The sequence below is a fragment of the Marinomonas pollencensis genome (genome assembly GCF_003387375.1).
Taxonomy (GTDB): domain Bacteria; phylum Pseudomonadota; class Gammaproteobacteria; order Pseudomonadales; family Marinomonadaceae; genus Marinomonas; species Marinomonas pollencensis.
The window spans coordinates 141639-150886 of the sequence record NZ_QUNG01000008.1; the positions used below are offsets into that span (position 1 = coordinate 141639).

Below are 9248 nucleotides of genomic sequence, written 5' to 3' on the forward strand. Positions count from 1 at the left end.
TCTCTGATTAGTATGCCTCGGCAGTGAGTAACGCGTCAGGCCAAAGGTTTTGCCCTTTAGATAAGGGTGGCCTTGATAGATAAAAAGCAGTCGTGTTTGTTGGCATCAGAGAAGAAATATCGACCCGCTGCGTAGCGAGCATGGAAAGCTCCATGCGATAATTTAATAGTCTTCGTTTTTACTTTAAGGTCTTAAAATATGCTTAGCCACTCAACTTATAAAGACCCTTTATCGATCATGTTATCGACTGTGCGATTAAATGTAGAGTTATCGGTAAATGCTCAATTTTGCGGAGGCTGGTTGCTGGGGCATAAAACCGGCGCCAAGTCTTTTCATCTAATCTCCCATGGTGAATGCCGCCTCGCGTTAGCGGGAGAAGAAGAGCAAGTTTTACATGCAGGTGATTTGATCGTATTCATGAGGGAGGTACAGCACAAATTATACCCGGTTGAATGCAGCGAAGATGAGATGGAAAAACTGGCTTTCGATTCTGGGCTAAAAAAAGGCACAACGGGCATTTTGTGTGGCTCATTTTCCTATGAAAACGAAACATCTGAAAGCGTTTTAAATGCCTTACCTGCTGTGTTGGTTGTCAAAAAAAATGCGCAAACGAAGAGCTGGGTAGACCCTTTGGTTAGCTTAATTCAGCTAGAAAGTTGTGCGGCAGATTTAGGTTCAGATTTGATCCTAAAACAGTTAGCGGAATCACTCATCATTCATTCGATTCGCTCGCATATTAAAAGCGGGACGTTTGATATAGGGATTTTAAAACTGATTGCTGACCAAAAGCTGAGCAAAGCACTTATTGCGATCCAAAATGAGCCGGAATCAAACTGGACACTGGAGCAGCTGGCGCGGGAATCGGCGATGTCGCGCACGGCATTTTCCACGCAGTTTAAATCGGTTTCAGGGTGGACTCCCATGGAATACCTCACTTGGTGGCGCATGCAAAAAGCTTGGTCGATGATAGTCGATGGTAAGTCCGTCGGGTTTGTTGCCGAGAGCGTCGGTTACCGCTCTGAATCGGCGTTTTCTCGTATTTTCAAAAAAGAGTTTGGCTTAGGGCCAGGAGAGCTGCGCAAACAATATAAAGCCGGATAATTAGCCGACTGAACTGCTTTTTACCGCGACCAATCAAGGTCGCGGTGCTCCGTTTTCCCTCCTATCTTCTGCTGCTCCCGTCTTTAAAACAGACTTATAAAAGACAGTAAAAAACTAAGCAAAGACCCAGAGCCAACCTAGTGGGCAGCCTCATTGGGCGTTCAATGTGCTCCTCTTTTCCTCTTCATTAGTGATTCCCCTAGCGTTTATAAATGAACGATCAAGCGCATAGCTTGAACGCCTAAGCATTATCGAATCGCTGACGATAGGGTAAATTTTGACCATCAAACGCCAACAGTGTTTTATCCATTGCATGGGAACTACAGAATGAAGCATCAAAATAGTATTGCCGGTATTAATAGGGGGCTGTTGTTTTTAATGGCAGCAGCGATCTCGGCGACCGCTGCTAACCTTTACTATAATCAGCCACTTTTACCTTCTATTGCAGAGTCGCTCGGCATTGCAAGCGAGAATCTTGGCCTGATTCCCATGTCGACGCAGGTTGGTTACGCCGCGGCTATTTTCTTCATTTCTCCTCTTGGGGATCGTTACGATCGCAAGCAATTAATTCGTTATCTTTCACTGACGTTGATCGCAGGGCTTGTCGCAACCTACTTCGCCAGCAGCTTGGTTTTTCTTCTTATTGCTGGGTTAATTGTTGGACTCAGCTCTAATATTACCCAACAAATTATTCCTCTGGCGTCATCACTGATTGCGCCAGAAGACAGGGGCAAGGTGATCTCAACCCTAATGACAGGCCTGACAGTGGGGATTTTGTTGTCTCGGACTATTAGTGGCACTATCAGTGAGCATTTTGGCTGGCGTGCGGTGTATCTTTTCGCGGCGGCATTGGCGGTTATTTTTGGCCTATTACTCGCTTTTTATCTGCCAAAAACGAAACCCACATCTAATTTGTCTTACCCAAAATTACTGGCATCCATGCTGGACTTGTTGAAAAAGTACTCAGTGTTGCGTGATGCGGCACTTGTTGGTGGCCTCTGGTTTGCCGTGTTCAATGCGTTGTGGGCCACATTGGCGATACACGTTATGGACTCACCCTTCAATTACAGTGTGCAGCAGGCGGGTATGTTTGGGCTGATCGCATTGGCGGGCACCCTAGGTGCCAAAGTGTCAGGCCGACTGGTGAACCGCTATGGCGCCAATAAATTAATTGCCGCAGGGCTGCTTTTTATTCTCTCAGGCTTTGTTGTTTTCGCCCTTTGGGGGGACACCTTGGCGGGCCTAATCGTCGGTATCATTCTGGTGGATTTAGGGGTGTTTGGCTCACAAGTGCCTAACCAGGTGCGTATTTTCTCATTAGACCCCAAAGCGCAAAGCCGCATTAATGCCATCTATATGCTCTGTTACTACTTGGGCGGCGCAGTAGGATCTGCAATTGGGGTTCACGTTATTGCCGTTGGTGGTTGGATAGCGCTGACACTATTTGGACTTGTGATCATTGTTCTCGCTTTGATCTACCACCTTATGAGAAGTCGAAAACAGGCTATTTCGGCAAACCATTAATTCCTTTCTGTATAGAAATAACCTAAGGGATGCGAACAAGTCTTCTAGACTTAGACGACTTATTCGCTCCTTTCTTAAACAAAAGAGGTGCTTATGACTGATTCAATAAAACTAAAAAGTGGTGAACTTTTTCCTACCATAGAAGCCAATTTACTAGATGGTAGCGCCATCGAACTAGGTAAACCGCAAGCCGGAGCAGACTGGCAAATGGTGGTGGTTTACCGTGGCAAACATTGCCCTTTATGCCTACGCTACCTGAATGCCTTGGAAAACCACAAAGAAGCACTGGCGGAAATCGGCGTGAGTGTAGTCGCCATTTCTGCAGACTCGAAACAACAGTTAACAGAACACATGGAAAAACTCACCATTAGCTACCCCATTGCCTATGGGTTAACAGAGGCGCAAATGAAAGAGTTGGGCGTGTATATTTCTGCACCAAGATCCGCACAAGAAACAGACCATAACTTCTCCGAACCCGCATTGTTTGTGATCAACGAACAGGGGAGGCTACAAATGGTGAATGTTTCAAACGCACCCTTTTTACGCCCAGATCTAGACAGCGTAGTGCACGGACTAGGATTTGTACGTAACCAAGCGGACTACCCGATTCGTGGCACAGTAACCTATTAATAAGAAGACAATGCAACGTGAGTGTTAAATAACACCCGCATCAAGGTGAAAGTCATCTAGTTTTCCCTTGATGCGTCTTTGAGTCACCAAACCGCACTGGCATCGGGATTTCGTAGCGCATCATAAGCGAAGCGTAAAGTGCCGCAGGCCGCGCAGTTCTTAGCTCTCCCTCTTGTCTTCAAGGGGGAGTTGGAGGGGGGTGTGCTCTAGGAACTGGTATTGCCCTAGCTCACATTTACCCGCCTACGAGGGTATTTTGTATCATCACGCTCCGTCGGATTACGCCTTGTTCCTCGTCTCATCCGACCTACGGTGGAAATAACGATATTTGGTTACACCAAATCCATCGAGAATACCGCGGTCTCTTGTGGGTCGTCATACCTAAAAAAGAGCAGCCGACGCGGAAGTGATGTCACAAGACACCTCAACGATGTTTGATTACACCAAATCCATCGAGAATACCGCGGTTTTCGTAGGGCATCATAAGCGAAGCGTAATGTGCCGCTGGCCGCGCAGCGGGCACAGATCAATACAACAAGATTTGGTCACACCAAATCCATCGGGAATACCGCAGATCTTGTGGGGCTGCACTTGTAGGTTTGCCTTTAGGCGAATAACTGGAGATTTTATGTATCAATCATCGGTGAAAGTCCAAACAACCGGTAACGCTCCATTGCAAAAACATCACTCTAATCACAGGTGTCTCGCATGATTGGCTTTATTAGCACAGTGGCATTCGGGCTAAAGCCGCGACCTACAAGACCCAGACACAATCCGTCGGGTATCATCACGTCCCGTCGGATTACGCCTCGTTCCTCGTCTCATCCGACCTACGTTGGAAATAACGATATTTGGTGCATTAAATTCGACGAGGATGGTGATGTTTGATTACACCAAATCCATCGCGAATAGCGCGCTCTTCGTAGGGCATCATAAGCGAAGCGTAATGTGCCGCTGGCCGCGCAGCGGGCATAATTCAATACAACAAGATTTGGTTGCATCAAATCCATTGAGAATACCGCTGATCTTGTGGGGCTGCACTTGTAGGTTTGCCTTTAGGCGAATAACTGGAGAATGGATGCCTCAAATGTGGGTTAAAGTCGAAATGGCAGGTGACGCTCGGTTTGTAAAAAAACATCACTCTACTCACAGGTGTCTCGTATGATTGGCTTTATTAGCACAGTGGCATTCGGGCTAAAGCCGCGACCTACAAGACCCAGACATAATCCGTCGGGTATCATCACGCTCCGTCGGATTACGTCTCGTTCCTCGTCTCATCCGACCTCCGGTGGAAATGACGATATTTGGTGCATTAAATTCGACGAGGATGGTGATGTTTGATTACACCAAATCCATCGAGAATACCGCGGTTTTCGTAGGGCATCATAAGCGAAGCGTAATGTGCCGATGGCCGCGCAGCGGGCATATTAGATCCATCCAACTCGCCTACGAGGGCATTTTGTATCATCCCGTTCCGTCGGATTACGCCTCGTTCCTCGTCTCATCCGACCTACGGTGGAAATGACGATATTTGGTCGCACCAAATCCATCGAGAATACCGCGGTCTCTTGTGGGTCGTCATACCTAAAAAAGAGCAGCCGACGCGGAAGTGATGTCACAAGACACCTCAACGATGTTTGATTACACCAAATCCATTGTGGAATAGCGCGGTTTTCGTAGGGCATCATAAGCGAAGCGTAATGTGCCGCTGGCCGCGCAGCGGGCACAATTCAATGCAACAAGATTTGGTTGCATCAAATCCATCGAGAATACCGCTGATCTTGTGGGGCTGCACTTGTAGGTTTGCCTTTAGGCGAATAACTGGAGAATGGATGCCTCAAATGTGGGTTAAAGTCGAAATGGCAGGTGACACTCGGTTTGTAAAAAAAACATCACTCTAATCACAGGTGTCTCGCATGATTGGCTTTATTAGCACAGTGGCATTCGGGCTAAAGCCGCGACCTACAAGACCCAGTGCATAACCCCCTCCAGCTCCCCCTTGAAGAAAAGGGGGAGAGCAAAGAGCAAGACATACTCCGTGGGGTTCGTCTCGTTCCGTCGGATTACGTCTCGTTCCTCGTCTCATCCGACCTACGGTGGAAATGACGATATTTGGTGCATTAAATTCGACGAGGATGGTGATGTTTGATTACACCACTACAGAATCTGTTCGCTTCTGAAATAAAGTGCTTTTGCCGTTCATGGTGGTAACAGGATGTCGCGAGGTAGAAGCGGGATCTGGATACGTGATATTAGGTCTGAGCACGGGCATATTTGGTATATACAGATGGTCTTAAAGTAAAAGCAGTGCTCATACTCAGTTCAAGACTTTGTTGGTAAGAGTAAAAAACTGTTGCTTGCCCTTATATGGCCATCATAAATTATTAACAGTTAATCTCCAGCCTCCCACTGGTCAAGTTCGATAGAAAACTGTTCGTACGAACGAATAACAAAGGTGAACCATACGCATGGGGTTAGTGGACGGAAATGTTGAAAAAGGGATGACTTATGAAGAAATCACTCAGATTACCAGGCAATCAATCTCGACTGCCGAGCGTTATACTAAGCAAGCTTGAATGAACCCATGTAATGGAAAAGTTGATTGCTTCAATAACAAAAGCACTATTTTTTATTGATCGTCTAGGTTACGTTTAACATACTGAAATTAAAACTCTTATTATCTAATAAACTAAATCGTTCCAAGGAAAGAACATGGGAAAAGTCTTCACTATAGCTGCGCTTTCTGTATGCCTTATCAGCCCGTTGATGGCCAAATCTACACCTGAAACAAGCCTCGCAATAACACCTACCCCTAATGCAAACCTCTTAATTAATACGGTTGACGTAGGGCATAACAAGAAAAACATCACACTGGCTTCTTTCCCTAAAAAGTACATTTATACAGTATCGGAAATGTCTCGCGGTAAACAAACAAACGAAAAGCTAACCTTAAACAGCATTAACACGGTCTAGGACAGAGAGCATATTTTTCAAAAGACAAGTTATGCATACCAGAGAAAAAATACGGCTTCATATTGACACTTACAACATAAAAGACACAGTTGATATCAATATAGGCTTTAGCTTGATCGATCTTTTTTAATCCTATAAGGCCCCTATTCATGAGCGCAAAATACAAGCTAATACTATCGATCGGTGGACTGTTTGCCACTGTTATTACCATTATCACTATAGCCAGCTATATGTCATTTCGAGGCGAGTCCACAGGCAATGCCTCCCAAAAGCTCAAGTCAGAATCGTTACTTATTGCTAGTGCCCTAGATCAGCATATGGAGCGCTACTTCGATTCTCTAAATGTTCTTGAAGCGTCCCTCCCCATAAGTGCCGATGGCACAGTTAACGACATGGCTTTACGCCCCATAATGAAAGCTCTGCTTGATAATCTTTCCGCGAAAGAGGCTTATGTAGGTCTTGAAAATGGTGACTCTTATGACAAGAACGGCCAAGAAGAAGGCTTTAACGCGAAAGCCTTAAAACGCGAATGGTACACTAGGATTTTCGCTGGTGAAAAGAAAGTCATCACAACACCATACCAAAGCAGTACTGGGCTTACTGTCATGGCTGTCGCTGTCCCTGTGGTGCGCGATGGTAAAATCGTATCAACCCTTAATGTGAACGTCGCAACCGACCGTATAACTAAATTTGCAGGAAATTTAACCTCTTCCAGCGATATAACTGTCACTCGACAAGATGGCTTTGTGTTTGCTTCCGAGTCAGTAAAAGTGGGAACTAACCTGCTTGAGCAGCACTCTGCCTACAAAACGCTATCGAACAAACCTGACGGCCAATATGAAATCCAAGACGGAGGCCAAGTGTATGTCGTTCAAAAAACAACAACCAAAGAGCTTGGCTGGGTTATATGGGCTCGCGTATCGAAGGAGTCTATATTAGACGCATCAACCGATAACCTAACCATGAGCGTCCTCACCTCTATGGTGCTGGTGGCCATCTCTCTCTTTATTGTATTCCTGTTAATAAACAAGCTTATGTACCGTCCTCTTGGCGGAGAGCCCACAGAAATAGAGTCACTAGTTAAAGATGTTTCGGAGGGATTGCTAACTTTACCGCGAGACATAAAAGATACAGACACTGGTATTTTTGCCGCAACGATCAAAATGATTGTCAACTTGAGAGATATTGTTACATCTATCAGCACAACAAGTGCAAGTTTGAAAGCCGCATCAGAAAGTGCCTCAGCCGCCGCATACCAAACAAATCGTAGCTCACAAGCTCAAATGGGGCAGATAGAGAGTACTTCTACCGCAATGAACGAAATGACCGCGACAGCCGAAGACGTCGCCCGCAGTGCTATTCAGGCATCAGAAGCGGCAAATATCGCAAACGAACACTCAACCAAAGGCGAGGCAACGGTTTCTGATATGAATGCCCAACTTGAGGTCTTAGTTACTCAAATTGAGCAAGTCGCCGGTGTGAACAAACAGCTTGAGCAAGAAACTCAAGCAATCGACACTATCCTCGATGTAATTGATTCTATTTCAGAGCAAACAAACCTGCTGGCTTTGAACGCAGCTATTGAGGCTGCTCGGGCTGGCGGACATGGGCGGGGATTTGCTGTAGTGGCTGACGAGGTCCGTAACCTAGCCAACCGAACCAAAGAGAGCACTCAAGAGATTCAAACGGTTATAGCTCGACTTCAAGGCGAAGCCAAGCGTTCTGTGTCTCTAATGGAAAACAATGTTCAAACAGCAAAAACCACATCTGATCGCTCTATTGTCGCGGCAGAAGCTCTTAAAAACATCAAAAACGCCATATCTGAAATCCAAGACATGAACAATCAGATAGCCACGGCAGCTGAGCAACAAACTCAGGTAGCTTCAGAGATAAACAACAGCATTATCGAAATCAACGATATGGCGAAGCAAACCTATGAAAGCTCCGAAAGCAGTAAAAAGCTGTCAACGAGCTTGGCTGAGCTTTCGAACGAACTTGATGCATCAATAGACAAACTGAAAATGTAGAACTGGAATAAAGGCAATAAAAAGCGGCCGGCGCAGAAGTGATGCCTCACAAACCACTCGCAATCGCCGCTGGCCGCGCAGTTCTTAGCTCTCCCTCTTATCTTCAAGGGGGAGTTGGAGGGGGTTGTGCTCTAGGAACTGGTATTGCCCTAGCTCACATTTACCCGCCTACGAGGGTATTTTGTATCATCCCGTTCCGTCGGATTACGCCTCGTTCCTCGTCTCATCCGACCTACGGTGAAAATGACGATGATTGGTGCATTAAATTCGACGAGGATGGTGATGTTTGATTACATCAAATCCATTAGTGATGGAGCGGTCTTCGTAGGGCATCATGAGCGAAGCGTAATGTGCCGCTGGCCGCGCAGCGGGCACAGTTTAATTCGACGATGTTTGGCAACCTCCAATTCATCGCGGAATAACGCGGTCTCTTGTAGGTTTGCCTTTAGGCGAATAACTGGAGAATGGATGTCTCAAATGTGGGTTAAAGTCGAAATGACAGGTGACGCTCGGTTTGTAAAAAAACATCACTTTAATCACAGGTGTCTCGCATGATTGGCTTTATTAGCACAGTGGCATTCGGGCTAAAGCCGCGACCTACAAGACCCAGACATAATCCGTCGGGTATCATCCCGTTCCGTCGGATTACGCCTCGTTCCTCGTCTCATCCGACCTACGGTAGAAATAACGATATTTGGTCGCACCAAATCCATCGAGAATACCGCGGTCTCTTGTGGGTCGTCATACCTAAAAAAGAGCAGCCGACGCGGAAGTGATGTCACAAGACACCTCAACGATGTTTGATTACATCAAATCCATTAGTGATGGAGCGGTCTTCGTAGGGCATCATGAGCGAAGCGTAATGTGCCGCTGGCCGCGCAGCGGGCACAATTCAATACAACAAGATTTGGTTGCATCAAATCCATCGAGAATACCGCTGATCTTGTGGGGCTGCACTTGTAGGTTTGCCTTTAGGCGAATAACTGGAGAATG

Annotated in this window: 5 protein-coding genes; all 5 read left to right on the forward strand. The window is 46.2% G+C overall.

The genetic code is table 11. The annotated features are described in order from the left end of the window. Positions 1–198 precede the first annotated feature (198 nt). The 5 genes from DFP81_RS12705 (at position 199) to DFP81_RS12725 (ending at position 8255) form a co-directional block, all read left to right on the forward strand. The gene (locus tag DFP81_RS12705) at positions 199–1101 is read left to right on the forward strand and encodes an AraC family transcriptional regulator (protein WP_115898265.1); all 903 of its coding nucleotides are present in this window, start codon (positions 199–201) and stop codon (positions 1099–1101) included. Positions 1102–1428: 327 nt separating this feature from the next. After that, the gene (locus DFP81_RS12710; protein ID WP_115898266.1) at positions 1429–2625 is read left to right on the forward strand and encodes an MFS transporter; all 1197 of its coding nucleotides are present in this window, start codon (positions 1429–1431) and stop codon (positions 2623–2625) included. A 93-nt stretch (positions 2626–2718) separates the two neighbouring features. Next, positions 2719–3255: a redoxin family protein gene (locus tag DFP81_RS12715; protein WP_115898267.1), complete on the forward strand. Its 537-nt coding sequence runs from the start codon at positions 2719–2721 to the stop codon at positions 3253–3255. 2712 nt (positions 3256–5967) lie between these two features. Beyond that, positions 5968–6228: a hypothetical protein gene (locus DFP81_RS12720; protein WP_115898268.1), complete on the forward strand. Its 261-nt coding sequence runs from the start codon at positions 5968–5970 to the stop codon at positions 6226–6228. A gap of 149 nt (positions 6229–6377) precedes the next feature. Then, positions 6378–8255: a methyl-accepting chemotaxis protein gene (locus DFP81_RS12725; protein WP_115898269.1), complete on the forward strand. Its 1878-nt coding sequence runs from the start codon at positions 6378–6380 to the stop codon at positions 8253–8255. The last annotated feature ends 993 nt before the right edge of the window (positions 8256–9248 follow it).